Raw genomic sequence first — 26,757 nt, 5'->3', positions numbered from 1 at the left:
GGTCAGAATTGGTCAAAGAGTAAAAAGGTAAAAAGCATAATCTTCGAACACTCTTAAAGAAAATGCTAAAATTCAACAAAGGAATATTGTGCCAAAACAATATCCTTCCTAAAAACGATTCCCTATCTCAGGGAAAAGGAGATGAATGCATGATTTCAAGAGCAATTGGTTTTGAAAAGGGCTTTGAGCTTTCAGAAGGAAATCAATTTCAAATATTTGAGATTTTATTGCCTAAATTAAATGAGTACGATATCATGGTCCAAAATGTTGCTGTTTCAATCAACCCAGTTGACACAAAATTGCGACAAACCGGCAAAGGGACTAAAGCACCTCATATTCTTGGTTTTGACAGCGTCGGTATTGTTACACAGGTTGGAGCAAAAGTCAGCGATTTGGTTGCCGGTGACCGCGTGTTCTTTGCTGGAACAACGACTCGCAGCGGTAGTTACAGTGAAAAAATGATCGTTGATCGCCGAATCGCAGCAAAATTGCCTGAGTCGATCACGACAGAAGACGCTGCCGCAATGCCCCTGACCTTTTTGACTGCTTATGAATTATTATTCGAACAGCTGCCTCTTGTACCTGAAAAAGAGAAAAATCAAGGAACGATCTTGATTGTTAATGGTTCGGGCGGTGTAGGTTCGATCGCAACGCAGCTTGCTAAATGGGCAGGGCTCACGGTCATCACTACAGCCTCACGTGATTCCTCAAAAGAATGGTGCTTACAAATGGGCGCAGACATCGTTTTGAATCATCATAAAAATTTGACTAAACAACTAAATAAGCTAGGGTATACTGAACTTCCGTATATCTTGATGCTGCATTCGAGCGATCATTACTTTGATGAGATGTCTGATTTGCTTCAACCCTTTGGTTATTTGGCTTCGATCGTCGAAACCAAGAAAGATCACGATTTAGCAAGATTGAAAAATAAATCCGGTACTTTTGCTTGGGAGTATATGTTTGCTAAAACAGACTACAATTATCAAATTGAGACCCAAGGAGAAGCACTGAAGCTGCTAGCCCATTTACTAGACCAAAATCAGCTGCAATCAACGGTCACTGAAAAATTGTCTGGCTTCTCCCCGAAAATTTTTTATCAGGCTCATCAAAAGATCGAGTCAAACCAAATGATCGGCAAATTGGTTATCCAGTATTAAACAATTTATGAACTTCAATATCCCGAACCAGCATGCCTCTGCTAGTTCGGGATATTTTTTTGCTAATTGAAATCAACTTGTCTGTTGCTCCGCGTTTCTTGAGTTGATCATCATTTTTAAACTGATTAACACTGCAAAAAGAATAATCACACCCAATAACACAACTGCATACCCAAACGATAAAAAAGAAAAAATAAGCGAATAGATCAATAAGAAAAACACTTGAATAAAATGATTGATCCAAGAGACGATCGAAATATTGGTAGAGGGGTGGTTTCCCTGTAATTCCAAGATCTTATTTTCTAAAAACGGCCGCAACTCAATTTTCATGATCGAATATAGAATGACAACCACAGGAACCACCAACACCGAAGGGATCGGCATCATCAAATAGCTAATGGGGAAGACCAACAATAGAATATATCCTTTGCTGCTTTTCCCGTGGAATAATGATAACCGGCTGCATGCGATCGTGATCAGGCAACTCGCCATAAACAAAATCCCCACAGTCTCATTTGAGAAGTCTAAATGATCATAATAGATTTGGATGATCCAGTAGTAATTTTCCAAAATAGCTAATAAAATGCCTGACACAATACACCAAGACAAAAGCTCTTTATGTGCCCAAAAGGAGTGAAATGAAAATGAAGGCTTGATCACAGGGCTTTGGCTTTGCTTAGGTTGATCAGTTAACTTCAATTGACGATTTGCAAGAATAAAAACAATGAATGAACCAATGACTCCCAAAGCAGTTCCCAACATCACGAAACTTCCGGAACTATCGATCCTCATAAGGTACCCACTGCTAATAAAACTGATCAAATTGGCCGCTATGAATAAAACGTTCGCCCTTTTCTGAATATGAAACACTGATTGATTATCATACGTAGTCTTTAACAAACTAAAAAAGCGGACTTTGTCTGATCCGCTGATGAAACTGCCAAACAGCCCCAGCATTGCTTGAATAATGCACATAGCAATGATCCCTTGGGCAAGTGAAAAACAAAGATAGGTCAAAAAATTTCCAATCAATCCGATGCAAACAATGCGCCCATGACCATATCTATCCCCTAATACCCCTGAAGGAATTTCAAAGACGAAAATAGACAATGAATAGACGATCTCGATCAAAAAAATAGTCTGAACCTCAATGTTTCGGTTCAAATAAATGTTTAATAAAACAGGCATGAAAAACAAGAGGCCTGTGAAGAAGGAGTAGGCATAAAAACAATACTTTTTCACCGGAAATTCCATTGCCTCATCGCCCCTTCTAACTCAAGATCAATCTTGAAAACAGCTGCCTGTTCAAGTAATCCTACTTACTTTTCTTTTCGAACATCTTTGATTTCTGTCCGAATTTCCCTTTGTTTATTCACTAATACATAGACCATGCCGATTAGAAATGGCAGCAGATAAGTCGCATATCGATAAAGCAACATGGATGAGATCGCCTCAACACGGCCAATCAATTCCTGGAACAACAGGACATAGACAAATTCAAATCCGCCGATGCCTCCTGGCGCTGGTAGCACTCCGCCCAAAGTAACCGTAAAACTAATCAGTGCGACAGTCAAAAGCAAATCGATATGGCTATATTCCTGACTCAAAATAAAGTACGGAATCAAATACCATACAGCAAGCTTAGCCATATTGGAAAGAAAAACAGTCAGCACAACACGTTTATTTCTCAAAAATGTCTGGATCGTTTCTCGTAAGGAGTAAAATTGCAAATTCGCTTTATCAACTAAATCGCGCAGCTTTTTTGTTTTGAACAGTCGGTTGGTCACGATGACAAGCAGCACCTGCGCCTGCAAGTTCAAACTAAACAATAGAAGAACCGCTACGATCGTCAAAGAAACCCCGATCCCGATCAGCACTAAAGTGATCCCATTAGGAATTTCAGCCTGCAGTACATCACTTTTTATAAATAAAAAAACCAAAGCCCAAATCATCACAGCGATTTTGTAAATAACCATTCTTAAGGCAGTGACTCCGGTTCCTTGTGAGACTTTCAATCCCTTTTTACGATAAAAAATCACTTCAGCCACGATCGAGCCTGTACCAAATGTAACCACTCGATAAAAAGTGGCATATGCCGAAGCAAAAAAACCATCCATTATACTAAACTCTGGATTATACTCTGCAGCAATATTTTTGATCGTATACCCTTCAATCAATTGGCTGATCAAACCGAAAAAGGTCACTCCTAAAAGCAAAGGACCCGAAGTAGAAGCCAATTCTGAAAAAATCTCACTTAATGAATCGCGAACGACAAAAATAATCAAGCCTAAAATCACGATAAAAAAAAGGATATTTAATACTAACTTACGGTTGACGGAAAACTTCATAGTTAGACCTCGTTCATTTTTTATTCATTTAAGCCTACCATACTATTTGTTTTCCAGCAAAATTCCAGCCAGATAGGGCTTAAGTTTTAGTATTCTATCATTTTACCTGTACAGCTTGATAAAAACCTCCATCTGCAGGCTGAATTATTTGTGCTTCCCTTTTTTTGATGGATCCTATACAGCCTTTAAACGATACGCCTAAAGAGGCTGTGACAGAGATGTCACAGCCTCAAATTGAAGCTATTTTGCATTATTTTCAGCGATTTTTATAATCACGTCGACTGCTTTTTCCATCGTTTGCAAAGAAACAAATTCAAATCGTCCGTGCATGTTTTCGCCGCCTGCAAAAATATTTGGTGTCGGAATTCCCAGGAATGAGATTTTTGAGCCATCTGTGCCTCCGCGAATCGGTTCTATCACTGGCGTAATACCCACTTGCTCCATTGCTTCCTTCGCCAAGTCGATTACGCTCATATCCTTTTCAATGATTTCTCCCATGTTGTAGTACTGATCAAACATCTTGATTTCGACTCGTTCTTCTTCATAGGGTTGATTCATTTTTTCCTGAATCTCTTTAACTAAACCTTTACGTGCTTCGAATTTTTCATGATCGTGGTCACGAATAATATAGGTCATCTTTGCCTCTTCGACATTTCCATCTACTGCTAACAGATGATAAAATCCTTGTCGTCCCTCTGTTTTTTCTGGACGATCCTCTTCAGGCAATTGGTTATGGAAATCGATCGCTAGTTGCAGTGCATTGATCATCGTATCCTTAGCAGTACCAGGATGCACATTTTTTCCATGTAGTGTAATCTCTGCTTGAGCCGCACTGAAGGTTTCATACTGCAATTCACCTAATGGACCGCCATCCATCGTATAAGCAAAATCTGTATCAAATTGTTTTACATCGAACTTATCCGCGCCGATTCCAATTTCCTCATCTGGCCCAAAACCAACTCGCACTTCTCCATGCTTGATTTCGGGGTGCTTAATCAAGTATTCCATTGCTGTCATGATTTCGGCGATCCCAGATTTGTCATCGGCTCCCAGCAATGTCGTTCCATCTGTTGTAATCAATGTATGGTCCCGATAATTTTTTAAATTAGGAAAATCCTTCGTGTTTAGCGTATATTTTCCTTCTTTATCCAGTTTAATAGTCGACTCGCCATCGTATGCTTCGATGATTTGCGGATTGACATTCACCGCATTAAAATCTGCCGTATCCATATGAGCAATGAATCCGATTTTACGTACAGGATGATCGACATTGCTTGGCAGCGTAGCAATCACATACCCATTGCTTTCATTGTACTGAATGTTTTGCATGCCGATCCCTTCAAGTTCTTTCATCAGTTCATGGGCAAAAGCTACCTGCGTTTGTGTACTTGGAGTGGTAGTGCTTGTCGCATCCGAACGAGTTTCCGTTTTTACATAGCGTAAAAAGCGTGGTAATAAATTTTCGTACATCGTGCTCTCTCCTTTAGAAAACCTGATTTATTTAAATGAAAAAGGGTTGGTTGATGAAGCAGAAACAACAAATTCTACATCCCAGCCCTCTTCATTTTTCCATAGATTAAATTGCTCAACCATCTTTTTTTTGCAAACTTCTTCGATATAGTGACCTGGATCGATGACCAGCATCCCCGTTTCCTGCATGTCGTGTGCTGTATGATAGTAAACATCTCCAGTTATATAAACGTCTGCTTCTTGATTCACCGCATCACGGTAAAACTTTTCTGCACTGCCGCCGCAAATCGCAACGGTACGGATCAGCGATTTCTTTTGTTTAGGATAGATTACACGCAACCCCTCCAATTGAAAAGCCGACTTCACCTTTTGGATAAATGCCTCCGTTTCCATAGGCTCATCCAACTCACCAATTCGACCGATGCCATATTTCGTCGGCAAATTATCCAGTTGATAGAGGTCAAAAGCGGGCTCCTCATAAGGATGAGCTTGGTACATCGCTGAAAGTATTTTTTCTTCCATTGTTTCTGGAAAAATGACTTCGATTTTATTTTCTTGAACCTGCTGTGCTTTTCCGATTTCGCCGATTGTTGGATTCGCTCCTCTAACAGGGGTAAATCGACCTGTGCCGCCTAAAGTATAAGAAGTTGCCCGATAGTTTCCCTGTTGTCCTGCGCCTGCCATCGCCAATGCTTCACGCATACGGCCAGCTTCCTCCATCGGAACGAAAACAGCTAATTTCTTCATCACTACTTGATGGCTTTTCACTAAATAGGTCGTTTTCTGAACGCCTAAAAGCTCACAAAACCAATCGTTCAGTCCGTTCGGAATAATATCCATGTTTGTATGGGCCGCATAGACAGCAATGTCATGTTTGATCAAATCTGCATACATGTTGATTTGCACATCGTCGGTGACCAAACGATCGATTGGTCTAAAAATCGGTGGGTGTTTTACAACTAAAAGATCGATCTTTTTTTCAATTGCCTCTGCCACAACATTCGGCCGAACATCTAGACTCATCATAATTCGTTTTGCAGGTTTATTCAGAGTGCCGATGTGCAATCCAACAGGGTCTCCAGGCTCAGCCAACCATTCAGGACAATACTGATTAAAGCGTTCTATAAATCTCTGTGCTTCCATCTGCCAAAACCTCCTTGATCCATTCTGCTTCTTGCTGAAATTCATGAATTTTGTCAGTCACCTCGCGACTGCTTTGAGTTAAATCATTCAGCACACTTTGATGTTTCTCCAATTGGCGTCGCCATTTTTTTAGAAAGACAGAGTTCTTTTCACGCATCAGTATTGGACCGAATAAAAGTTCCTGCGAGGTATATGTGAACGCTTCTGTTCGTTTTTCAGCAACAATTACTTCATAGATTTTTTTATTCTCTTCTAAAATTGTTTCATTCAATATTTGGTATCCCTCTTGCATCAACCAGATTCTTAAATGCTTTTCACCAACATTTGGCTGGAGGATCAAGCGCTCTTTCCCAGATAAACGGTTACGCTCTTTGCCTTTTTGCAAAATGTCTCGAATCAGAACACCACCCATCCCGCAAATCGTCACGACATTAATCTCGTCAGATGGCCTGATTGCTTCCAGTCCGTCGGCCAAACGTACATCGATTCGTTCCTCCAAACCATTACTTGTGGTTTGTCTTTTGGCAGACTCATAGGGGCCCGCAACAACTTCACCAGCAACGGCGTATTGAATTCGATCTTGAAGCATTAATGCAACAGGTAAATAGGCATGGTCTGATCCAATATCTGCTAGACGGGCATTCGCAGGAACAAAATCAGCCACGACCTGTAACCGTTTAGATAACTCATTGGCTTTCATAAATTCACTTCCTAACTGTCATTATAGCACTCATAAAAAAAGCACCACAGAAAAAAGCGGGAAATCCATTGCTTTTTAATGAGGGCTTTTCCTTGTTCTAATCTTGTGATCGTTTAGTTGTTCCGACGATTCTCACCGAGCATCCAAACTTCCTTACTCAAATAGCGGATTCGTTCCATGATCCGCTTGGCCTTCAAAGGTTCCTGATCTCCACGTTGTGTGACAGAAAGATGTTCTTCCAACTGCAGCATATCAAAATTAGAAGAAAAGAAGGTTGGCAGCTGTTCCTGCATCCGATATTGCAAGATAACACCTAAAATATCATCACGAATCCAGGCACTCATCGAGTCAGCACCAATATCATCGATCATTAAAACTGAAGAGCGCTTGATTTCCTCAAGCTTTGGACCCACTTTGTCAGTTGATATCGCCTGTTTCATTTCACTGGCAAACGTTGGAAAATGCACCAATGTTGTTTCAAATCCCTTAATGGCAAGTTCATGCGCAACAGCACCCAAAAGATAGGTTTTTCCAACACCAAAATCACCAACTAGGTAAAGAGCCTTGTGGAACTGACTAGGCTCCGCAGAAAAGCTGTTGATAAAATCCAACGATGCTTCCAAGGCCTCACTGCGGCCTGAAGTGACTTCGAACGTACGGATCGAAGCCTTTCGTACATCTTTCGGCATATCTAATGAATGAATTCGATTGCGGATTTCTTCCTCACGTCGACGTTTTAACAACTCATCCGTAGGAACATAGGTGACATCGATGAAATGGAAATTCAATGCTAACTGTGGTTCATAACCAGGAGCGATCATCGTAGGATCGTTAGCCAAATACTTTTTCTTCTCCTGAGTAAACTCATACAATTTGGCAAAAGACTTTTCAATATCCTCTTGGGTCAATTTTTCTTTGTTTGTTTCGATAAATTCGCGCACGTCTTTATCTTGAAGCACTTCCTTCATCATTTCGTGATAGCGGCCGTCAACTCCACGGCTTTTGATGATTCGATTCAACTGTTTTCCAACATCTTCCATTACTCTTCACCTTCTTTGTTCAAATATTCCGCTAATTTTCGATTTAGCTCAGCCTCTTTTTCAGGACTAAGTTTCTTTTCCTGAGGCGGTTGTTTGATATGTGAGGGCAGCTTTTCCTTGCGTGCTTGCCTTTGTCGATTGTTCGAATACCGATCAGCAGAGGTTTTTTTGACTAATTTTTGATCCGATTGCCGCAAATTCGCCATCACTTCTTCAGGGGTAGTAATTTTTTTTTGTGCCCAATCATTGGCGATCGCATTCAAATAGTTTTGATTGAGCGAAGAATGGTTTTTTACGACTAAAATATAATTAATCAATAAATTAATCACACTATTGGGAAATAAATGTTTGTCAACCAGAGATTCGATGATTCTGGTTTCTGAGGGCGCCACAAAACCGCCCTTTTGCTGCTTAATGGCTTGAAGATAAGTCATAGGAGAAATTCGTTGAACTTCGTCAATGATTTGTCTTTCCGCCGGCGTTAAAGAAATGCGTTCCTTTCTTTGACTATTGGACTGATTCCGATTAGAATTTTCCTTTTTAGCAAGTAAGGCTGAGCGATCCTTACGTAATAATTGCCGTAAATAATTGAAATCGATTGATTGTTGATCGACCGCTTTTCCAGCATACTCAAGCAAATCCATTTCATCCAACCCATACATTAAATGCAACGCTTCAAGCTTTCGCTGTGCCTCTTGATCAATCATGACACCCATTTTTTTCAACTGGGTCTCCATAAAAATCAAGTCAAAATCGGAGTCTCTAGCTGCTCGTTGATTTTTAGGGAAATTGTCCTGTGTCTGCTCGATCATGTCCGTATTCGCAGCAAAACCTTCTTCTCTAAAACGGTAGACTTCTAAAAAATGCTTGGTTGTTTCTGTAAATCCCGGTAACGAGTATCCCTTGGGACGAAACCGCTCCACTAATCTCTCAAATCGGCGTTGGCCAATCCGTTCAAGCAGCAAATAGCACATTAATTCGTCTTGAAAAAATGCGGAAGGCTCTAATGGATCATTTACCCGATAGGCCACCAATAGCCCCAAATCAGGATCATTTTTTTGAAAAACAGAGAGCAACCCGATCCCTTCTAAGCGCTCCCGAGCCTGCAGGACAGCCTGCAAACCACGATCCATTGCTGCTAAAAGATCAGCGTGCATCAAATCAGAGCTGACTCCTTCAATCGTCAGATCGCCTTTTAAATTTAAAAATAAACTCAGTGCATCGTTGCCGATGATTGGCTGGTACAAATACAAAAGAGCTTGCTCTTTGCTTCGGTCAATGTCTGGATTCCCGTAGACTGTATATATGGTCGTGGGTTTTAATTGGTTGATTGTCACTAAAAAAGGACCCCTTATCCTTGATTCTCAGAAGATTTTGCTTTATCGACAATTTCCTGTAATTCCTTCAGAAAAACAGACATATCTTTAAACTGCCGATACACACTGGCAAAACGAATATATGCAATCTCATCGACTTCCATAAGATCTTCCATAACATATTCTCCGATCTGACTGGTTGGAATTTCATTTTCTCCCAAACTGCGAACTCGATTTTCTACCCGATCTACAATTTGCTCCATTTGTTCCATAGCCACAGGTCGTTTTTCCGCAGAACGAATCAGTCCTCGCAAAATCTTGTCTCGGCTGAATTCTTCACGATCTCCGTTTCGCTTGACTACCAGCAATGGTGTTGCTTCAATTCTTTCGAAAGTAGTAAAACGAAATCCGCAATTCTCACACTCTCTTCGTCTTCTGATTGCCCGACCATCATCAGTTTGACGACTGTCGATAACTCTTGAATTATTATGATTACATCTTGGGCAGCGCATTTTGTTCACCTCTCAGATGGATTTTTTTATTTTATAACAAGAGTTTATCATATTCGAAACACTAAAAAAAGCAGGCTGGAGCGATATCATCGATTTCTTTCCTAAAGAAATCGATGATGTTTCAACCATAGGATGACTTGCTCTTCTGTTTCATCAATGGTCCCTCTGTTATCAAAAACATAGTGTGCCAAGTGACGCTTTTCATCTAAAGACATTTGACTGTTGATTCGCTCCATGGCTTCTTCTTCAGAGTAGTGATCTCTAGCCATTAATCGCTTTAACTGCGTAGAAGAATCCACATAGACCACAGCTACCGCATCCATCGCTTGATCGTAATGCGTTTCATACATTAACGGGATATCTGCGATCACTAATGCGCTGTGCAACTTCGCATCATTTATTTGATGATCAATCTCTGTGCGAATAAACGGGTCTAACGTTTGATTCAACTTTTTTCGCTGCACTGGGTCGTGAAAAACGATCTTACCTAATTTTTTTCGATTCAATGTGCCATTCGGGTTAAGAATACCTTCACCAAACTGTTTTGTGATCGCGGCTAGACCATCAGTTGCTGGCTCTACCACCTTACGAGCGACAAGATCTCCATCAACTACGGGAAATCTAAACCGTTTGAACACATTGACGACCGTTGATTTACCACTGGCGATTCCTCCAGTGACTCCTAACACATAACTCATTTTTCCTCCTACCTTCCTTTTTGGCAATGTGGACAAAAGTGGGTACCTCTTTGAGCAACTTTTATTTTGACGATCGGTGTCCCGCAACGAGGGCATGGTTTTCCTGTTTGGCCATAAACATGGAGCTCTTGTTGAAAGTTTCCTGCTTCGCCTAAAGCATTCAGGTATGAACGGATCGTCGTTCCTCCTGCAGCCTTCGCGCGACTGATTACTTCGATGATCGCTTGATGAAGTGCTTTGATCTCCTCTTTCGACAACGAATCCGCTGCACGTTCCGGATGGATTTTTGACTCCCACAAAGCCTCGTCTACATAAATATTTCCTAATCCGGTCACTACTTTTTGATTCAGAAGAAGTGGCTTGATTTTCGTATGAGCGCGATTCAATTTCTTGCCGAATGTATCAAGTTCAAATTCCTCCCAAGTAGGCTCAGGTCCTAGTTGGGCAATCCCTTTATATTGATTTTCCGTGTCCTTCTCAATCAAGGATAGTCTGCCAAATTTGCGTACATCATTATAGAGCAATTCAGAATCATCTGTGAAAACGAACCGAACATGGCTGTGTTTGTCGAGCGGCTTTGCTTCAGGGAAAAATTCATATTTTCCTTCCATGCGCAAATGCGAAACCATATCGTAATGGGTCAAACGAAAAATCAAATATTTTCCCCTGCGGTCTACATCTAGAATTTGTTCACCAATCAATTGACTCCTAAACAAATCTACTTCTGGAGACTCAATGATTCTCGGCCAAAGAACATCCACTCTTTTGATTTCTTTCCCTTTGACTAATGATATCAATCCTTTTCGGACAGTCTCAACTTCTGGTAGTTCTGGCATATTTTTCACTCCCACACTAAATTCTTTGGTAACGAGAAGAAGCTGGAAATAGATTCCAGCTTGTGGTTATTTTGCATCGTACCAGGTTTTCCCCCAGCTGCTGTCTGTGATCAACGGAACATCTAATTGAACCGTTTGCTCCATCACTTCTTTGACTAATGCGTCTAAAGCCTCCAATTCGCTTTCAGGCACTTCAAATACTAACTCATCATGCACCTGCAGCAGCATGGTCGCTTTTAAATCGGAAGCCTTCAAACGCTTATCTAACTCGATCATAGCCAACTTAAGAATATCTGCGGCACTCCCTTGAATCGGTGTATTGATCGCCGTTCGTTCAGCAAACGACCGGATATTGAAATTTCGTGAATTGATATCTGGAAGATAGCGACGGCGATTGTACAAAGTCGCTGCGTATCCCTTATCTTTTGCTTCACGTACACTTTCTTCCATATAACGTTTCACATCTGGGTAATTTTCGAAGTACGTATCAATATATTGTTGAGCAGCTTTGCGTGTGATTCCTAAATTCTGTGACAACCCATAATCTGAGATACCATACACGATCCCAAAATTGACCGCTTTAGCGTCTCTGCGCATATTTGAAGTCACTTCCTCTTCAGATACACCAAAAATGCGCATCGCTGTGCTGGAGTGAATATCCATCCCTTCACGAAAGGCTTCTTTCAAATGCTCATCACCAGATATATGTGCCAAGACCCGCAACTCAATTTGTGAATAGTCAGACGAATAAATAAGCCAATTGTCTTCTTTCGGAACAAAAGCCTGACGAATCTTCCGGCCTTCCTCCAAACGAATCGGAATATTTTGCAAATTCGGATCAACAGAGCTCAATCGCCCAGTTTGTGTCAACGTCTGTATATAGCGCGTATGAACCTTATTATCAGATTGAATCACCTTCAACAGCCCTTCGACATACGTTGACTGTATCTTAGCAATCTGACGATAATTCAAAATATCATCGACAATCGGGGCTTTTTCTCTTAACTGCTCCAATACATCGACTGCCGTAGAATAACCTGTTTTCGTTTTTTTGATGACGGGCAGTTTCATTTTTTCGAACAAGATCACACCCAGTTGTTTAGGAGAGTTGATATTGAACACTTCTCCTGCTTCCTCGTGGATACGCTGTTCGATTTCCTGCAAGCGCGATGAAAACTCTCCACGCATTTGCTGTAGGCGTTGCGCGTTGACAGTAATGCCCGCAATCTCCATTTCGGCTAAAATGATCGACAACGGCAGTTCCATTTGATAAAACAATTTATCTTGTTTCTTATCCTCCAATTCTTTTTGGAGATGGTTGCTCAAAAATTGGATCGCTTTGACTTTACGAGCAAGATGATTAAAGAAAACCTCTTCATCCTCGGGCAAGCCTTTTTTGGCCCCCTTGCCATAGATCTGCTCATCTGATTGAATCTCAGTATAGCCATAATGCTGGGCAACTCCAGCGATGTCATTGCTGTTGTCATTCGTATCCAGCAGATACGAAGCGAGCAGAACATCGAAATTTATTCCTTGCGTTTTAGTGCTATATCGATTTAGAGCAACGTACGTACGTTTTGCATCATAGACTTTTTTTCCATTTGATTTTTCCAGCCAAGCTTTGAAGTCTGGATGATCGAAAATCGCCAACTCACTTGTCGCATAAATTTTATGAGTATTCCCCCACGCAACTCCTACGATATCTGCCAGATGATAATTGTCTTCTAACATTTCTACATACAAGGCACTATCGTCGGTGAACATAGAGGCTTCAAATTCAGAAACTACCTCGAATTGGATATCCTCTAGCTCAGTTGGCTCTTCTTGAACATCAAGCTTGCTTAAAAATTGTTTGAAGTCCATTTCTTTATAAAAAGCGATCAGTTTATCCAAATTTTTACCGAAATAAGCGAGCTCATCCAGAGAAACTTTGACAGGCGCATCTGTAGCGATCGTTGCTAATTTTTTAGATAAAAAGGCCTGTTCCTTGTCATTGATCAGGTTTTCTTTCATCTTGCTTTGTTTCATTTCGTCAATATGTTCATAAACACCTTCGACACTGCCATATTGGTTAAGTAATTTGATCGCTGTTTTTTCCCCGACCTTCGTTACTCCTGGATAATTGTCCGATGTATCACCGGCTAACCCCTTCATATCAATAATCTGTTCAGGAGTTAATCCGTCATACTTTTCAGCAACATGTTCAGGCGTATAGGATTCGATATCGCTGACGCCTTTTACTGTGATGTCTACAGTAATTCGGTCACTCGCCAGCTGAGTCAGATCACGATCACCAGACAAAACAACGACATCAAACTCACTTTCAGCGGCTTGCTTTGCCAGCGTGCCGATAATGTCGTCAGCCTCGTAGTTGTCTAATTCATAATGCTTTACGCCCAGTCCAGCGAGCAATTCACGAATGTACGGCAGTTGTTCACGAAATTCTCCAGGTGTCTTTGAACGTCCACCTTTGTAATCACTGTACATTTCTGTACGGAAGGTGGTTTTTCCAGCATCAAAGGCGACTAAAACATGGGTCGGTTTCTCACGATCCATGACATTTTCAAACATGTTATGGAACGCATAAATCGCATTCGTATGCAATCCATTCTTATTTTTGAAGCGCTCTAACGAATTGTGCAAAGCGAAAAACGCTCGAAATGCGACGCTGTTGCCATCCACTAATAATAATTTATTTTTTGCCATTCTCTCGACTCCTTTACGCTTCATTTTAACAAACTATCACTGAAAAAGGAAAGCTGGACGCAAAAAAAGAAGCGCGTACGCTCCTTAATTGTTTTTACCGAATATGCGTAAGAACGATAAGAATAAATTGATGAAATCAAGATACAATTTCAGTGCCATAAATACGGCGACACCAGATCCAGCTTGCCCATTGCTTTGTACATACACTCTGCGGATCATCTGATTGTCGTAAGCGGTGATCCCAGACATAATAAGAACCATTAGGATTGAAATAAAGAAATCCACTGGGCTGCTTTGTAATACAAAAACGTTTAGCAGCATTGCAATAATGATCCCGATCAATGAGCTATAAGCAGCGCGTCCCATTCCACTTAAGTCGCGTTTTGTAAAGGAGCCGATCAATGACATCGCTAAAAAGGTGACTGTCGAGGTGACTAATGCTGCAGTGATCGTTCCTATATCGTAAAGCATCAAAGTAACTGCCAATGTGACACCATTTAATAAAGAGTAAACGACGAATCCGCCTACTGCAAGACTAGGGTTGCTTTGCGCCTTCACTCCTAAAACCATCACTAAGACGATCTCTACGATCCACAAGCCCATAAAGCCTAACGGAAAGTTTTGAACAAACTGCATGGTTTCATAAAACAAAGGTCCGATCGCTAAATAGGAAGTGACAGCGCTGATACCGATTCCCATTGCTAAATAGGCATAGATTTTACCAAAAAATCGATTGAGCCCATATGTTTGTGTTTGTTGATTATTCATGTGTTTCCTCCTTTAAAGTAACAGTCGGTGGCTTGACCATTACAACTGCATCTAAAATACGTTTTTCTTCATGATTCGTAGCTTCTACAGAAATCGTCACTACATCTTTCATCTTGTCAACTTTGATTACTTCAAATTCAAATGTCAATGTTTCGTAATGAAAGACAGGATCTATAAAATTGATCGAAAAATTGACGACATGAGAGCCTGGTCCAGGCAAATGTTTAGAAATTGCACTTGTGATGATCCCCATCAGCATGACAGAAGGAACCAATGGCTGGCCATACTCGGTTTGTTTGACATATTCATGTTGGATATACAAAGGATTAGCATCATTGGTCAGTCCTAGATACAGCAAAAGCTGATTATCTTCGATCGATTCGGTTAGGGATAACGAGTCTCCTTCCTCGATTTCATCGATCGTTTTTCCAATTTTTTGAACCTTCATAGTGTACAAAACAATTCCCTCCAAAGTCTGATTTCTTCTTTTATTTTAGCAGACTGGGGCAAAAAGACAAGTTTGCTCTCAAGTAAACTGAAATAGATTATCCTTTTCTTTATAAAGAAAAGTCTCGATGTCGAAACATCAAGACTCATTTCTTTAAAGAACATTTCTAGTCGTATTGCTTAGTAACTTTTCGTACATTTGTTCGAAGCGTTGAACATCACCAGCGCCCATAAAAATAATGACCGCATCCTCATGATCAAGTAAGGGTGCCATATTTGTTTCGCCAACAACTTGACCACCTTTTTGGATTTTAATGCCTAAATCCTCAATTTTTACTTCTCCGCTGGTTTCCCGAGCCGAAGAAAAAATATCTAGTAAATATACACGGTCTGCTTTATCCAAAGCGGCAGCAAAGTCATCCATCAATGCGATCGTGCGCGTAAAAGTATGCGGCTGAAACACAGCGATCAGCTCTTTTTCTGGATATTTTTGACGAGCGGCATCAATCGTTGCTGTGATTTCTGCTGGATGATGAGCATAATCGTCTACAATGACCATGTCAGCCACCTTCTTTTCGCTAAAGCGACGTTTCACGCCGGAAAAAGTCAACATCTCTTCTTTGACTTTTTCCATGTCCAATTCTTCAAAATAAGCCACTGCTATAACAGCTAACGCATTGTAAATGTTATGTTTGCCAAAAGACGGAACGGCAAATCGTCCGATAAAGCATTCTTTGTGATATACATCAAAAGCAGATCCGTTTGTCGTTCTAACAATGTTTCGTGCTTGAATGTCATCATTTTCGGAAAGACCATAGTAATAGATCGGTACATCCGCTTCTAGTTTTCGAAGGTATTCATCGTCTCCATAAGCAAAAATTCCTTTTTTTACCTGAGAAGCCATTGTTTGAAAAGCTTCAAATACATCCTCAATACTCTTGAAGTAATCAGGATGATCAAAGTCGATATTGGTCATGATCGCGTAATCAGGAGCGTACGCTAAAAAGTGACGTTGGTATTCACAAGCTTCAAAGGAAAAGAATTTGGCCTCCGGTTCGCCATGCCCAGTTCCATCTCCGATCAGATAGCTGGTAGGCGCGATCCCGCTTAAAACATGTGACAGCAATCCTGTCGTGCTTGTCTTTCCATGGGAACCAGTTACGGCAATACTGGTATATGGTTGAATGAATTGGCCAATAAAATCGTGGTATCGGATAATTTCCAGTCCTAATTCATTGGCACGAACGATCTCTTCGTGAGTATCTGGAAAAGCATTCCCAGCAATGATCGTCATGCCTTTTTTAATATTTTCCTTATTGAAGGTTAGAATCGTGATTCCGGCTTTTTCTAAATCTCGTTGAGTGAAAAAGTATTTTTCCACATCGGAACCTTGAACATGGTACCCTTTTTCATGAAGTACCAAGGCTAATGAACTCATGCCAGAGCCTTTGATCCCAACAAAATGATATAGCTTTTCTTTTGTATTCATGTCATCCTCTTCCTTACCTGTACATATCATTAACTGCGTTTCACATTATGATACAAATAACCAAAAATAGCAATCTTTTATTTCTGAAATGGGTAGTTTGATCGACTGACCTGTTGCTTTGAGGTCTCTATGTAGAGCAATCTTCCGTGGCAATTCCCACACACATAACGAGCTGTGTTGATTTTTCGGCGACGTAAAATGAGGGTTCCGCACGATCGGCATTTATACGAATGTGTTGCTTCCTTAACCAAGGGCTGAACGTACCTGGATCCGCCTGTTTTACTAAGTAATCGTTTAAAATCCTGGTCCTTATGCTGATACCCTTTTCCAGCCAAATGCAGATGGTAGTGGCACAACTCATGTTTGATTACTTTAATCAATTCTTGGCCTCCGTACATTTGAAAGACCAGTGGATTGAAATCTAGATCATGTGTTTTTAAATGATAGCGTCCGCCAGTCGTTCGCAGACGCGAATTAAAATTCGCTCGATGTAAAAACGGCAGGTGGAAAAAATCCATTGAGATTTTTTCCACCAAACGCTGCAATTCTTGATCAGTCATCGCTGTCAATTGGGATCATGGTCAAACTGATCCGGCCTTTTTTCAAATCGACTGCTTCGACCCAAACAGTCACAACATCACCAACCGATACGACGTCTGTTGGATGTTTTACAAACTTCTTGCTCAATTTAGAGATGTGCACTAACCCATCTTGCTTGACCCCAATATCAACAAAGGCACCAAAGTCAATTACGTTGCGCACAGTCCCTTGAAGCTCCATACCAGCTTTTAAATCTTCCATGCTTAACACATCTTGTCTTAACAATGGTGCAGGCATTTCATCACGCATGTCTCTTCCTGGTTGCAATAGAGATTGTAACATATCCTTGATCGTTTCTTTTCCGATCTTAAGTTCTTGATCCAACTGCTGTGGTTGGAGAACTTTCAATTTTTCGCCCGCTTCCTTTGTTCCAATCGTATCAATCGAAATTTCGGCACGAGCCAGAATTTCTTTGGCACTGTTATAGGATTCAGGATGGATCCCTGTGTTGTCCAACACATTCTTGCCATCCGGAATACGCAGAAAGCCAACAGCCTGCTCATAAGCTTTTGGCCCTAATCGCGGAACCTTTTTCAGCTGTGGACGTGAAGCAAACGCTCCGTTTTCTTCACGGTAATTAACAATATTCTGTGCAGTCGTCTTGTTCAGGCCTGATACATACTGCAGCAACTGCGGACTCGCGGTATTGACATTCACTCCAACCTGATTGACCGCTGTCTCTACAACAAAATCCAGCTGCTCAGATAAACGTTTTTGGGAGACATCATGTTGATACTGTCCCACACCTACCGCCTTTGGATCAATTTTTACCAGCTCAGAAAGTGGATCCTGCAATCTTCGAGCAATGCTGACAGCACTACGCTCTTCGACTTGCAGATTTGGAAATTCCTTACGAGCTGCATCACTTGCGGAATACACAGAAGCTCCCGCTTCATTGACGATCACGTAAAATACATCTTCAGACAATTGCTTTAATTGAGCTGCCACAAAGGTTTCCGATTCACGACTAGCTGTTCCGTTTCCAATAGCGATCATTTCAACTCGGTATTTCTTGATCAAGGTTTGCAAGGCAGGGCCGGCAGCTTGTCTTTTGGCTTGCGAAGCCGGCTTATGGGGATAGATGACTTCGATCGCTAAAACCTTCCCAGTCTCATCTACGACTGCTAATTTACAGCCTGTCCGATAAGCAGGATCAAATCCTAGCACACGTTTTCCTTTCAATGGCGGTTGAAGCAGCAAGTTGCGCAGATTCTCACCAAAAATAGCAATCGCTTGTTCATCTGCCTGTTCCGTTAATTCATTGCGAATCTCCCGTTCGATTGCAGGTCCGATAAAGCGTTTATAGCTATCTTTAAAGGCTTCTCTAACAAAGCTTGCAGTAACCGAACGAGTATCTTCGATCAAGGAATTCTCAAAGAAAGAAAAAATTTTTTCCTCATCAATGACGATATCGACTTTTAAAATATCTTCTTTTTCACCACGGTTTGAAGCCAACACACGATGAGACACCATTTTGCTGATGGGTTCTTTAAAATCATAATACATCTCATAAACGTCTTTTTCATCTTTGTCTGTATCTTTAGCTTTGCTTTGATAGATTCCGTGTTTTTTTGTATACTCACGAACCCATGAACGAAATTCCGGACGGTCGCCAACCTGTTCAGCGATGATCTCATGTGCTCCTTGAAGAGCTTCTTCAGCAGTAGCAACTTCATCGGTCACATAGCTGGCTGCTTCAGCATAAACATCCCCAGATTTAGGAAAACTCAATAAATAAGCGGCCAACGGTTCAAGACCTTTTTCCTTAGCGATGGTTGCTTTGGTTCGCCGTTTCTGCTTATAAGGTCGGTACAAATCTTCAACCTTTTGCATTTTTACTGCTTGTTGGATCTCACGAGCCAAATCATCGGTCAATTTGCCTTGTTCTTCAATCAGACGCAGTACTTCATGTTTTCGTTTTTCAAGATTCTCAAGATAAGAATATCGTTCGTCTATTTCTCTAATTTGGACTTCATCCAAACTTCCTGTACGTTCTTTACGGTAACGCGCAATAAAAGGGACCGTGTTCCCTTCCTGCAGCATCTCCAAAACGACTTGAATCTGCTGTGGTCGATATCCTGAAAGTTCTTTGTTCAGTAGCTGCACGATCTCCTGATTAATGTTTTCTGCCATCTTTGCTCCTCGTTTCTTCTCAAAATCCTATTTATTTTAACACATTCTTTAAAGGAGGTGAAACATCCTCTCGAAATCACTCCTTTTGCAGACGGAGATACTGCTTAATCGTGGTCCATTCAGATAAAAGCAATCCAAACAAAGTTAAAATGATTCCAATGATTGCCTTACCAGTTAACTTCTCATGCAGAACGATTACTGAAGCAGCTGTTGTCAGAACAGGGATCGAATAGATATAAATCGTTGCTTGAACTGCACCAATCACCTTGACAGAATAATTCCAAGTGACAAAACAAACAGCAGAGGCTCCAATACCCAAAAAGAAGAGGTTGCCAAAGTTAGCAGGCACGATAACCCGTCCCAGATCAAACTCCCGAACGGAGGTAAAGAAAACCGGGGTCATCGCCAAAAGGCCATAAAAGAAGATTCTTTGGGTTGTTGCAATGGTAGAGTAGCCAAATCCGCTGATCCGATTGATCAATAAGGAATAAACCGCCCAGAAGAAAGTTGCAAAAAAAGCCAATCCATCTCCGATCAGATTTACGTTGACTGTTCGAGTCAGGCTGATCAAGCAAATGCCTGTTATCGCAAATAGAAAGCCAAAAATATAGGAACGATCCATTTTAGTCTTTCTGAGAACAAACTGACTAAGCAATGCTGTGATAAAAGGGCTGACTGATCCGATAATGCCTACATTCATTGCCTGCGTATACGTTAAGGCTACATTTTCTAGAAAATAATAAAGAAATACCCCAAAAATTCCCGAAAATAAAAAATAGCCTTCTTGCTTCCAATTTTTGAACGGCAATGGTCGAGGAAAAGCAATAAAGAGTGCAATCAATCCGATAATAAAGCGTATGTACAGAATTTCGATCGGCAGAAAATCGGTCAACAGAATTTTCGTTGAGATAAAGGTCGATGCCCAAATAATTACAGTCAGTAATGCTGTAAAATGTCCCTTAAACTGGCTTTCCATAGGCTACTCTCCTTGTCTTTTCAATAAACTATGACATAGTTTAATTGGAATGGCCAGAGATTCTACAAATTTAATTTTTGCAACAAAATAAAGCACCGAGACTCGATGCTTTATATCGTTGGATTCCAAGGGCCATTTCGGTTAGGCAGCTCATAATCTTTTACGATTCCTTGTTCATCAAAAACAACGCCATGCAGCGAACCTCCAAACACAGCGCCTCCATCAATCCCAATTTTCCGATCCTGTTGCCAGAGAGCCGTTGTTTGCATATCTCCATAAAGCATTGGTGTGATGGTATGTCCGAATACAATCGTTTTATCCGTATGATTTTCACCATGGTGGAAGGGCTCCCTAATCCACAAAAAATCTCGGTCTGTGGTTTGACGCCAGTCTTTCTTTTGAAGATCCACACCTGCATGAACGAACAAATAGTGCTTCCATTCATAATACAAAGGACGTTCAAGCAAAAAATGAATCAATTCCTTGTACCTGCTTCTGATGAACATTGCTATTTCGGTAGGTGAATATTCCTCTGTAGCACCCGGATGAAGCAGACTTTCGATGGTTTCCTTGCCACCATTGTAAAAATAACTTGCATACCAATCTTCTGGATCATTTAAAAACTGCAAAAAGTACTCCTCATGATTCCCTCGCAAATAAATCGCCTGGTGTTCGTCAACCAATTTTTTGCCTAGCAGCCAGCAGTCTTTGCTTTTAGGGCCACGATCATTAAGATCACCAATTAACAACAATTGCTGCTGACTTAGATCAACGTAGTCGACGATGTTCTGAAACAGGTCATACTCACCATGGACATCACCGATGGCAAAAAGTTGTTCCATCTCTATCCCTCCTCGCCTGCGCATTCAATAAGCCATTAATATATAACTTCCTTTATTTGCCAGATACTACAAAATAATTCCCGTCAATGTCTACAAAATTAAATACATACTCCTCACCGATCTGAGCGATTTCCCCGACCTGAATATCCTTTGATTGCATTTCTTTATAGAGACCAATGACATCATCACTGCTAAAAATCAAGGCAGGTGATGGTTCTGCTGCTTCATCCGAATTCGTTTCGATAAATTGTCGATCATAGATCACTAGATGTGTTTGACTTTCTGCCGTAATCGCTAATTCGACAACCGCTGAGCCATCAAGCTGCTCGAAGCTTACTTGGTGAAACCCTAAAGACTGCCAAAATTCACTGGTTTTTTTGACATCCTCCGCATACAGGATGATTTTTAGTTGGTTATTAAACATTTCTTCACCTCAAAAAGAGTGTAACAAAAAAGACTTGGTCGCGCTAGCCAAGTCTTCGAGTTTAATTATTTTCAATCAATGCTTCTTTGTCTTCCAAAATAGTACGATCTATTTCATGAATCCGGTGACTCGTAACTACACCTGCCACCATACTATCACTTACGTTGACAGCAGTTCGTGCCATATCAATCAAAGGCTCTACAGAAATGACTAATCCAACGATAGCTACAGGCAGATTCATGGCACCTAAAACGATCAATGAAGCAAACGTAGCTCCTCCGCCAACACCTGCCACACCAAATGAACTGATTGTCACGATCGCAATCAGCATCACGATAAATTGCGGTTCAAAGACATTGATTCCAACAGTCGGTGCTACGATCGTGGCTAACATGGCTGGATATACTCCGGCACATCCGTTTTGACCAATCGATATCCCAAAACTTCCAGCAAAGTTTGCAGTCGCATCATCGACACCTAACGCTTTTCGCTGCGTCTCAATATTCATTGGCAAAGTCCCCGCACTCGAACGAGAGGTGAAAGCAAAGCTCAACGCCGGGAATGCTTTCTTCAAATAAGTTACCGGGCTGACTTTTGCAAAGATGATAAGAATCAACAAATGCATCAAAAAGACAGTGAGCAACGCTGCGTATGAAGCCAAAATGAATACACCCAAATTTACGATAGCTTCGAAATCACTTGTAGCCAAAACATTGGTCATTAAAGCAAGCACACCGTATGGCGTTAAGCGCAACACGAGGGTCACGATACGCATAATGATTTTGTACAAGCTTTCAACAATATTCGCAAAAAAGTCTGCTTCTTTAGGCGCTTTTCGCTTGACTCCAAGAAAAGCGACACCAACAAAAGCGGCAAAAACGACCACTCCGATAGTACTAGTCGATCTCATTCCAGCAAAGTCAGCAAACACATTGGTTGGAATAAAAGATAGAATTTGTTGCGGAATCGAGAAGTTTTGAACCATTTCTTGTCGCTCAGCCAACTCACTGATACGAGCTGATTCTGCGGCACCTCTAGTAAAGGTAGCTCCGTCAAGTCCAAAGATCATAACCGACACGATACCGATCAACGCTGCGATAGCTGTAGTCGCCAGCAAAATAAACAGGACATTGGCACTGATTTTCCCTAAGTTCTTACTCGTTTTCATCTTTGTAAATGCACCAACGATCGAGATAAAAACCAGGGGCATTACTAACATTTGTAATAAAGATACATAACCATTACCGACGATTCCGATCCAATCCATCGATTGTTCAATGACCCGACTACCGTTTCCAAGAGTAAGCTGTAAAATCCCACCAAACACGATACCTAACCCTAAACCGGTAAATACTCGTGTAGAAAACTTCACATGCTTCTTTTGCATTTGATAGAAGGCGAACACCATCGCTGCAAAGATCAAAACCACTAGTACAGTGAGCAGATTTGTCATAGTATTCCTCCTATAAAACTAATTTTGATGACAAGTCTGTCAAAGGAAGTAAAGGTTCCCAGAGAATAACTCTTCAGCATTCTCCCTAAAAATAAAGTGCGCGACGCTCATGCTTTTTAGTGACTGTCATATTATATCGTAAAATCTGTAGTATGTCCTTTAATTTGCACAAATAAAAAAACTTCAAGAGAAGGCTGGAATCAGCTTTCCTTTGAAGAAGAAAAATTAATTTTTATTCCTGGCTGGTCTGTTGCGATTTCGGTCATCTCGTAGACCATCCGTTGTACAAGTTGGAACAAAGGGGACACCAATTGGTTTGCCTCGGGTTCAGTTATATCCTGATTCCCTTTCACCTGTCGATTGATGATATGATTGACTTGAGATACAGTCCCACCGATAACAAACTCTTGAAAAGGTAAAACAAATTCAAAACGAACCCCCATAATGCTATTTTCTTTCGGATAATTCGGATCGGTCGATTCTAAAGGACTAAAATTGATCTTTATCCGTTGTTTCACTTCTTGATCCTTTGGCGGAAGACCGTAATTAAATGCTTCCACGATCTCTTTGTCTCTTTGTACGTCCATTTATGCACCTCCTCGAATGAATTATAGCACATTCTGATTAGGAAGTAAGTGCTATTCTTCCTTGCAAACAATGGCTTAGATAACCGTTTATCACGTGAAATAAATCCTTCATTTCAGATAAATAAGCTATATCCTTAAAATTTTCACTATTCATTATGCAATCGTTCTTTTCAAGAAAGAAGAGTTATCAAATAATCCTATTTTCGCATCATTTTTTATTAACTATTTTTAAATACAGGGTCAAAGAATCTTTTTATTGCTGATCTGACCAAATGAATCGAATTGATAAAGGAGCGGTGCAGCATTCGGAACCATGATGCTATCAACTTCATCCTTGGGTATCGATTCTAAATATTGGATCAACACGCGCAAACTGTTTCCGTGTCCGCATACTAAAACAGTCTTCCCTTCTTTTAAAAGAGGCCATATGCGGTCCTGCCAAAGTGGAAGGACACGTTCAGACGTCATCCTAAGACTTTCGCTTTGCGGAATCAATCTAGGATCCAATGCTTTATAGCGTCTATCATCTATATTCTCCTTGATTAAAGGAGGGATTTCTTCAAAATTTCGCCGCCATTTTTGGACTTGCGCTTCTCCAAATTTCGCCGCCATTTGATCCTTGTTTTCCCCGATCAAAGCCCCATAGTGACGTTCATTCAATCGCCATGATTTGATCTCTGGAACAAATAAACATCTGTTTTGTTCTAAAACGATTTGCGCGGTCTTGATCGAACGTTTTAAAACAGACTCAAAAGCGGCATCGATCACTATTCCCGCATCAGTTAATTTTTTTCCGGCCTCCTGAGCCTGCTCGATTCCTTTTGAAGTCAAGTCCACGTCCAACCAACCAGTCCAATAGTTGGCAAAATTTGCTTCACTTTCTCCGTGACGAATCAAAATCAATGTCATCTTTTCCACCCTCTTTGTGTATCAGCATACCAAAGAAGGCCTAGTTATCCAAACTAGACCTTCTTGATAAATTGAGTATGACAATTTTTACACGTTACTTTGATCTTACCTTTTCCGCGAGGTGCTCGCATCTTCTGATAACACGAAGGACATTTAAAGTGACGATACGTCCGATCAATTTTAAAATTTCTCTGTTTTATTTTCGAGAGAATTGCTAAAAATTTTTGATTTTCATTGCTTCGTGGATAGATGCGTTTTGATAACACTCGGTACATTGCTGTTCCTAGGAAGAGCAATGCAAGAAGAGTGCCAATTGCAAAAGGTATCCAAGGGCTAATCAATGAAAGGATGAAGCTTGCGATGAGCAGCCCCTTGTTCAGTGCATCGATTCTTCCGTATCGTCCCCGCATAAAATGAGTATATTTTTGATAAAGCTTTAGTAACCGCTGCATCCAAATTCCTTGCATTTGGTCCTCCTTTTTTGATTATGGATTAAAGTGACTTGTACTCGTGGACTATTTCTAGTACCGATTAACTGCCCTTTCTTTTCGTTCTAGGCGATCACCAATGGAACTGGTAATGGAGAACAAGAGATACTAAATCACCACACAATAGCCACAAGAATCGATCATTACTTATTGTAAATCTTAGGACCCTTGCGCATGTTTTTTCGATCGTTTTTTGGCGATTCAAACTGTTTTGTTCTGCCTCCACCGGACTTTTTTTGTTTGATTAATTCCATCATTTTTTCTTTTGCATTCATTATTGTTCCACCTTTTTTAGTGCTACGACTGCTTCGATATGGTAAGTTTGCGGGAATAAATCTACTGGCTGGACTTTCTCCGGATGGTACCCCAACTTCTCATAGCGTTCCAAATCTCTAGCCAAAGTTGCAGGGTTGCAAGAAATGTAAATGATCCGATCTGGTCCTAGTTCAGCAGATACCTGGATGAAATCCTCCGCCAACCCTTTTCTTGGAGGATCGACAAAGATCACGCTAGGCTTGATTTCCAATTGAGCCCATTGCTTCATCACTTTTTCGGCTTTGCCAACCTGATAAGTCACGTTGTTCTGCTGGTTTGTTCGTGCGTTAGCTTGTGCATCCTCAATTGCTTCAGGGACAACTTCCACCCCATAAACATGCTTGACTCGATCTGCAAACGACAATCCGATCGTTCCGATTCCGCAATACGCATCAATCACGATATCGTCCGGTTTTAATTCTGCGAAATCGATAGCTGTTTGATACAAGACCTCCGCCTGTCGAGTATTCACTTGATAAAAAGATTGAGGTGAGATCCGGTAAGTTCTTCCTAAGAGTTGATCGTTAATCGACTCCTTGCCGGCAAGCAAGCTATTTTCATTTCCCATAATGACATTCGTTTTCTCGCTATTGACGTTTTGCACTACTGAAACAACCTCAGGCAATGCTTTCTGGATTGCTTCAGCAATACGAGAAGCTTGGAAAAATTTAGCTGTACGTGTTACCAGGATCACCATCATCTCATGAGAATAATAACCTCTTCGAATCACGAGATGTCGTAAAAAACCAGTATTTTCTTCTTCATTGTATGGTTTGACCTTGAAACGACGAAGAATATCACGAACGACTAAAATTGCTTGATCAATCACTGGATCCTGAATAAAATAATCTTCGATCGGCAATAGTTGATGCGAATTTTTACGATAAAATCCAGTAGAAAGTTCATCGTTGAGTTTTCTAACGGGAATCTGTGCTTTATTCCGATAGCCATAAGGTTCATCCATTCCTAAAACAGGCAGTACTGGAACCTCTGGAAGATGAGCAATTTTAGTCATTACTCGTTGTACCTGCTCCTGTTTAAAAGCGAGTTGGTATCCGTAATCCATATGACTAAGAGGGGCAATACCGCTCCTCAACAGATCCATATCCTTTATTGGAACACGGTGCTGGCTGTTTGTTACTCGATTCAACACTTTACCGTATGCAAATTTCTTTCCGGTTTTAACGACTACGATATCGACTTTTTCCTCGGGCAAAGCATTCTCAATAAATATTGGAAATCGATCGATGTGAGCGACTCCTAATCCTTCATGCGTCAAATCATCGATCATAACAGTGTATTCTTGATTTTTTTCTACAGTTTCCATTATTTCCTCCTTAAGGAAGTGCTTTGCTTAGTGTAATGAATAACCAAGGAAAAAGCAACACTTCTAATGA

26 protein-coding genes are annotated in these 26,757 nt (G+C 40.9%); 1 reads left to right on the top strand and 25 read right to left on the bottom strand.

From position 1 onward, the window contains the following. Nucleotides 1-149: 149 nt before the first annotated feature. A complete protein-coding gene (locus NRIC_RS12045; protein ID WP_146622953.1) occupies nt 150-1,160 on the top strand; it encodes a zinc-binding alcohol dehydrogenase family protein in 1,011 nt (336 codons plus the stop codon). A gap of 72 nt (nt 1,161-1,232) precedes the next feature. Here NRIC_RS12045 and NRIC_RS12040 read toward each other — a convergent pair whose 3' ends face one another. From NRIC_RS12040 to rlmD, 25 genes are all read right to left on the bottom strand, one after another. Beyond that, nucleotides 1,233-2,414: an MFS transporter gene (locus NRIC_RS12040; protein WP_146622952.1), complete on the bottom strand. Its 1,182-nt coding sequence runs from the start codon at nt 2,412-2,414 to the stop codon at nt 1,233-1,235. Nucleotides 2,415-2,479: 65 nt separating this feature from the next. Beyond that, on the bottom strand, nt 2,480-3,508 hold the full coding sequence (locus NRIC_RS12035; RefSeq protein WP_146622951.1) for a lysylphosphatidylglycerol synthase transmembrane domain-containing protein: 1,029 nt from the start codon (nt 3,506-3,508) through the stop codon (nt 2,480-2,482). Between the two features lie 240 nt (nt 3,509-3,748). Continuing rightward, nucleotides 3,749-4,978, bottom strand: coding sequence for a peptidase T (pepT, locus tag NRIC_RS12030; RefSeq protein ID WP_146622950.1), 1,230 nt, complete (start codon nt 4,976-4,978; stop codon nt 3,749-3,751). A gap of 27 nt (nt 4,979-5,005) precedes the next feature. Beyond that, entirely contained in the window at nt 5,006-6,121 is a 1,116-nt protein-coding gene (locus NRIC_RS12025) for a Nif3-like dinuclear metal center hexameric protein (protein ID WP_146622949.1), read from the bottom strand. Beyond that, nucleotides 6,090-6,821 (bottom strand): tRNA (adenine(22)-N(1))-methyltransferase, encoded by a 732-nt coding sequence (locus tag NRIC_RS12020; RefSeq protein WP_146622948.1) that lies wholly within the window; start codon nt 6,819-6,821, stop codon nt 6,090-6,092. Before NRIC_RS12020 ends, NRIC_RS12025 begins: the two co-directional genes overlap by 32 nt. Before the next feature lie 113 nt (nt 6,822-6,934). After that, entirely contained in the window at nt 6,935-7,861 is a 927-nt protein-coding gene (gene dnaI / locus NRIC_RS12015; protein WP_146622947.1) for a primosomal protein DnaI, read from the bottom strand. Further along, on the bottom strand, nt 7,861-9,198 hold the full coding sequence (locus NRIC_RS12010) for a DnaD domain protein (RefSeq protein ID WP_146622946.1): 1,338 nt from the start codon (nt 9,196-9,198) through the stop codon (nt 7,861-7,863). Before NRIC_RS12010 ends, dnaI begins: the two co-directional genes overlap by 1 nt. A 14-nt stretch (nt 9,199-9,212) precedes the next feature. Continuing rightward, complete coding sequence (nrdR, locus tag NRIC_RS12005) at nt 9,213-9,689, bottom strand: transcriptional regulator NrdR (protein ID WP_146622945.1); 477 nt, start codon at nt 9,687-9,689, stop codon at nt 9,213-9,215. Nucleotides 9,690-9,790: 101 nt separating this feature from the next. Further along, entirely contained in the window at nt 9,791-10,387 is a 597-nt protein-coding gene (gene coaE, locus NRIC_RS12000; protein WP_146622944.1) for a dephospho-CoA kinase, read from the bottom strand. Between the two features lie 8 nt (nt 10,388-10,395). After that, nucleotides 10,396-11,223: a DNA-formamidopyrimidine glycosylase gene (gene mutM, locus NRIC_RS11995; RefSeq protein WP_146622943.1), complete on the bottom strand. Its 828-nt coding sequence runs from the start codon at nt 11,221-11,223 to the stop codon at nt 10,396-10,398. Between the two features lie 66 nt (nt 11,224-11,289). After that, nucleotides 11,290-13,929 carry a DNA polymerase I gene (gene polA / locus NRIC_RS11990; protein WP_146622942.1) on the bottom strand — a complete coding sequence of 880 codons (2,640 nt, stop codon included), beginning with the start codon at nt 13,927-13,929 and terminating at the stop codon, nt 11,290-11,292. Between the two features lie 84 nt (nt 13,930-14,013). After that, nucleotides 14,014-14,697, bottom strand: a complete 684-nt coding sequence (locus NRIC_RS11985; protein WP_146622941.1) for a Bax inhibitor-1/YccA family protein — start codon at nt 14,695-14,697, stop codon at nt 14,014-14,016. Continuing rightward, nucleotides 14,690-15,145 carry a MaoC family dehydratase gene (locus NRIC_RS11980; RefSeq protein WP_175580074.1) on the bottom strand — a complete coding sequence of 152 codons (456 nt, stop codon included), beginning with the start codon at nt 15,143-15,145 and terminating at the stop codon, nt 14,690-14,692. The genes NRIC_RS11985 and NRIC_RS11980 overlap by 8 nt, the downstream gene beginning before the upstream one ends. A 153-nt stretch (nt 15,146-15,298) precedes the next feature. After that, nucleotides 15,299-16,633: a UDP-N-acetylmuramate--L-alanine ligase gene (gene murC / locus NRIC_RS11975; RefSeq protein ID WP_146622939.1), complete on the bottom strand. Its 1,335-nt coding sequence runs from the start codon at nt 16,631-16,633 to the stop codon at nt 15,299-15,301. A gap of 77 nt (nt 16,634-16,710) precedes the next feature. Continuing rightward, complete coding sequence (locus tag NRIC_RS11970; protein WP_146622997.1) at nt 16,711-17,193, bottom strand: SprT family protein; 483 nt, start codon at nt 17,191-17,193, stop codon at nt 16,711-16,713. Further along, nucleotides 17,186-19,366, bottom strand: coding sequence for a Tex family protein (locus NRIC_RS11965; RefSeq protein ID WP_146622938.1), 2,181 nt, complete (start codon nt 19,364-19,366; stop codon nt 17,186-17,188). Before NRIC_RS11965 ends, NRIC_RS11970 begins: the two co-directional genes overlap by 8 nt. Before the next feature lie 76 nt (nt 19,367-19,442). Continuing rightward, nucleotides 19,443-20,342: a DMT family transporter gene (locus tag NRIC_RS11960; protein ID WP_146622937.1), complete on the bottom strand. Its 900-nt coding sequence runs from the start codon at nt 20,340-20,342 to the stop codon at nt 19,443-19,445. A 110-nt stretch (nt 20,343-20,452) separates the two neighbouring features. After that, a complete protein-coding gene (locus NRIC_RS11955) occupies nt 20,453-21,184 on the bottom strand; it encodes a metallophosphoesterase family protein (RefSeq protein ID WP_146622936.1) in 732 nt (243 codons plus the stop codon). A gap of 52 nt (nt 21,185-21,236) precedes the next feature. Further along, the gene (locus tag NRIC_RS11950) at nt 21,237-21,608 is read right to left on the bottom strand and encodes a VOC family protein (protein WP_146622935.1); all 372 of its coding nucleotides are present in this window, start codon (nt 21,606-21,608) and stop codon (nt 21,237-21,239) included. A gap of 61 nt (nt 21,609-21,669) precedes the next feature. Then, entirely contained in the window at nt 21,670-23,061 is a 1,392-nt protein-coding gene (locus tag NRIC_RS11945; RefSeq protein WP_146622934.1) for an L-cystine transporter, read from the bottom strand. A 200-nt stretch (nt 23,062-23,261) separates the two neighbouring features. Continuing rightward, nucleotides 23,262-23,648, bottom strand: coding sequence for a DUF1149 family protein (locus NRIC_RS11940; RefSeq protein WP_146622933.1), 387 nt, complete (start codon nt 23,646-23,648; stop codon nt 23,262-23,264). A 240-nt stretch (nt 23,649-23,888) separates the two neighbouring features. Beyond that, on the bottom strand, nt 23,889-24,557 hold the full coding sequence (locus NRIC_RS11935) for a 2,3-bisphosphoglycerate-dependent phosphoglycerate mutase (protein ID WP_146622932.1): 669 nt from the start codon (nt 24,555-24,557) through the stop codon (nt 23,889-23,891). Nucleotides 24,558-24,610: 53 nt separating this feature from the next. After that, nucleotides 24,611-25,024 carry a hypothetical protein gene (locus tag NRIC_RS11930; protein ID WP_146622931.1) on the bottom strand — a complete coding sequence of 138 codons (414 nt, stop codon included), beginning with the start codon at nt 25,022-25,024 and terminating at the stop codon, nt 24,611-24,613. Nucleotides 25,025-25,188: 164 nt separating this feature from the next. Further along, a complete protein-coding gene (locus NRIC_RS19710; protein ID WP_265416113.1) occupies nt 25,189-25,320 on the bottom strand; it encodes a hypothetical protein in 132 nt (43 codons plus the stop codon). Next, on the bottom strand, nt 25,320-26,687 hold the full coding sequence (gene rlmD / locus NRIC_RS11925) for a 23S rRNA (uracil(1939)-C(5))-methyltransferase RlmD (RefSeq protein ID WP_146622930.1): 1,368 nt from the start codon (nt 26,685-26,687) through the stop codon (nt 25,320-25,322). Before rlmD ends, NRIC_RS19710 begins: the two co-directional genes overlap by 1 nt. Between the last annotated feature and the right edge of the window lie 70 nt (nt 26,688-26,757).

It is taken from the genome of Enterococcus florum (assembly GCF_004309355.1).
Taxonomy (GTDB): domain Bacteria; phylum Bacillota; class Bacilli; order Lactobacillales; family Enterococcaceae; genus Enterococcus_A; species Enterococcus_A florum.
Note: the sequence above shows the minus strand (reverse complement) of the source record. Positions and strands in the feature narration are given on the sequence as shown.

Coding starts and splice junctions, on each gene's coding strand:
- NRIC_RS12045 (WP_146622953.1), top strand. CDS start 150: ATGATTTCAAGAGCAATTGGTTTTGAAAAGGGCTTTGAGCTTTCAGAA.
- NRIC_RS12040 (WP_146622952.1), bottom strand. CDS start 2,414: ATGGAATTTCCGGTGAAAAAGTATTGTTTTTATGCCTACTCCTTCTTC.
- NRIC_RS12035 (WP_146622951.1), bottom strand. CDS start 3,508: ATGAAGTTTTCCGTCAACCGTAAGTTAGTATTAAATATCCTTTTTTTT.
- pepT (WP_146622950.1), bottom strand. CDS start 4,978: ATGTACGAAAATTTATTACCACGCTTTTTACGCTATGTAAAAACGGAA.
- NRIC_RS12025 (WP_146622949.1), bottom strand. CDS start 6,121: ATGGAAGCACAGAGATTTATAGAACGCTTTAATCAGTATTGTCCTGAA.
- NRIC_RS12020 (WP_146622948.1), bottom strand. CDS start 6,821: ATGAAAGCCAATGAGTTATCTAAACGGTTACAGGTCGTGGCTGATTTT.
- dnaI (WP_146622947.1), bottom strand. CDS start 7,861: ATGGAAGATGTTGGAAAACAGTTGAATCGAATCATCAAAAGCCGTGGA.
- nrdR (WP_146622945.1), bottom strand. CDS start 9,689: ATGCGCTGCCCAAGATGTAATCATAATAATTCAAGAGTTATCGACAGT.
- coaE (WP_146622944.1), bottom strand. CDS start 10,387: ATGAGTTATGTGTTAGGAGTCACTGGAGGAATCGCCAGTGGTAAATCA.
- mutM (WP_146622943.1), bottom strand. CDS start 11,223: ATGCCAGAACTACCAGAAGTTGAGACTGTCCGAAAAGGATTGATATCA.
- polA (WP_146622942.1), bottom strand. CDS start 13,929: ATGGCAAAAAATAAATTATTATTAGTGGATGGCAACAGCGTCGCATTT.
- NRIC_RS11985 (WP_146622941.1), bottom strand. CDS start 14,697: ATGAATAATCAACAAACACAAACATATGGGCTCAATCGATTTTTTGGT.
- NRIC_RS11980 (WP_175580074.1), bottom strand. CDS start 15,145: ATGAAGGTTCAAAAAATTGGAAAAACGATCGATGAAATCGAGGAAGGA.
- murC (WP_146622939.1), bottom strand. CDS start 16,633: ATGAATACAAAAGAAAAGCTATATCATTTTGTTGGGATCAAAGGCTCT.
- NRIC_RS11970 (WP_146622997.1), bottom strand. CDS start 17,193: ATGACTGATCAAGAATTGCAGCGTTTGGTGGAAAAAATCTCAATGGAT.
- NRIC_RS11965 (WP_146622938.1), bottom strand. CDS start 19,366: ATGGCAGAAAACATTAATCAGGAGATCGTGCAGCTACTGAACAAAGAA.
- NRIC_RS11960 (WP_146622937.1), bottom strand. CDS start 20,342: ATGGAAAGCCAGTTTAAGGGACATTTTACAGCATTACTGACTGTAATT.
- NRIC_RS11955 (WP_146622936.1), bottom strand. CDS start 21,184: ATGGAACAACTTTTTGCCATCGGTGATGTCCATGGTGAGTATGACCTG.
- NRIC_RS11950 (WP_146622935.1), bottom strand. CDS start 21,608: ATGTTTAATAACCAACTAAAAATCATCCTGTATGCGGAGGATGTCAAA.
- NRIC_RS11945 (WP_146622934.1), bottom strand. CDS start 23,061: ATGACAAATCTGCTCACTGTACTAGTGGTTTTGATCTTTGCAGCGATG.
- NRIC_RS11940 (WP_146622933.1), bottom strand. CDS start 23,648: ATGGACGTACAAAGAGACAAAGAGATCGTGGAAGCATTTAATTACGGT.
- NRIC_RS11935 (WP_146622932.1), bottom strand. CDS start 24,557: ATGACATTGATTTTGATTCGTCACGGAGAAAGTGAAGCAAATTTTGCC.
- NRIC_RS11930 (WP_146622931.1), bottom strand. CDS start 25,024: ATGCAAGGAATTTGGATGCAGCGGTTACTAAAGCTTTATCAAAAATAT.
- NRIC_RS19710 (WP_265416113.1), bottom strand. CDS start 25,320: ATGAATGCAAAAGAAAAAATGATGGAATTAATCAAACAAAAAAAGTCC.
- rlmD (WP_146622930.1), bottom strand. CDS start 26,687: ATGGAAACTGTAGAAAAAAATCAAGAATACACTGTTATGATCGATGAT.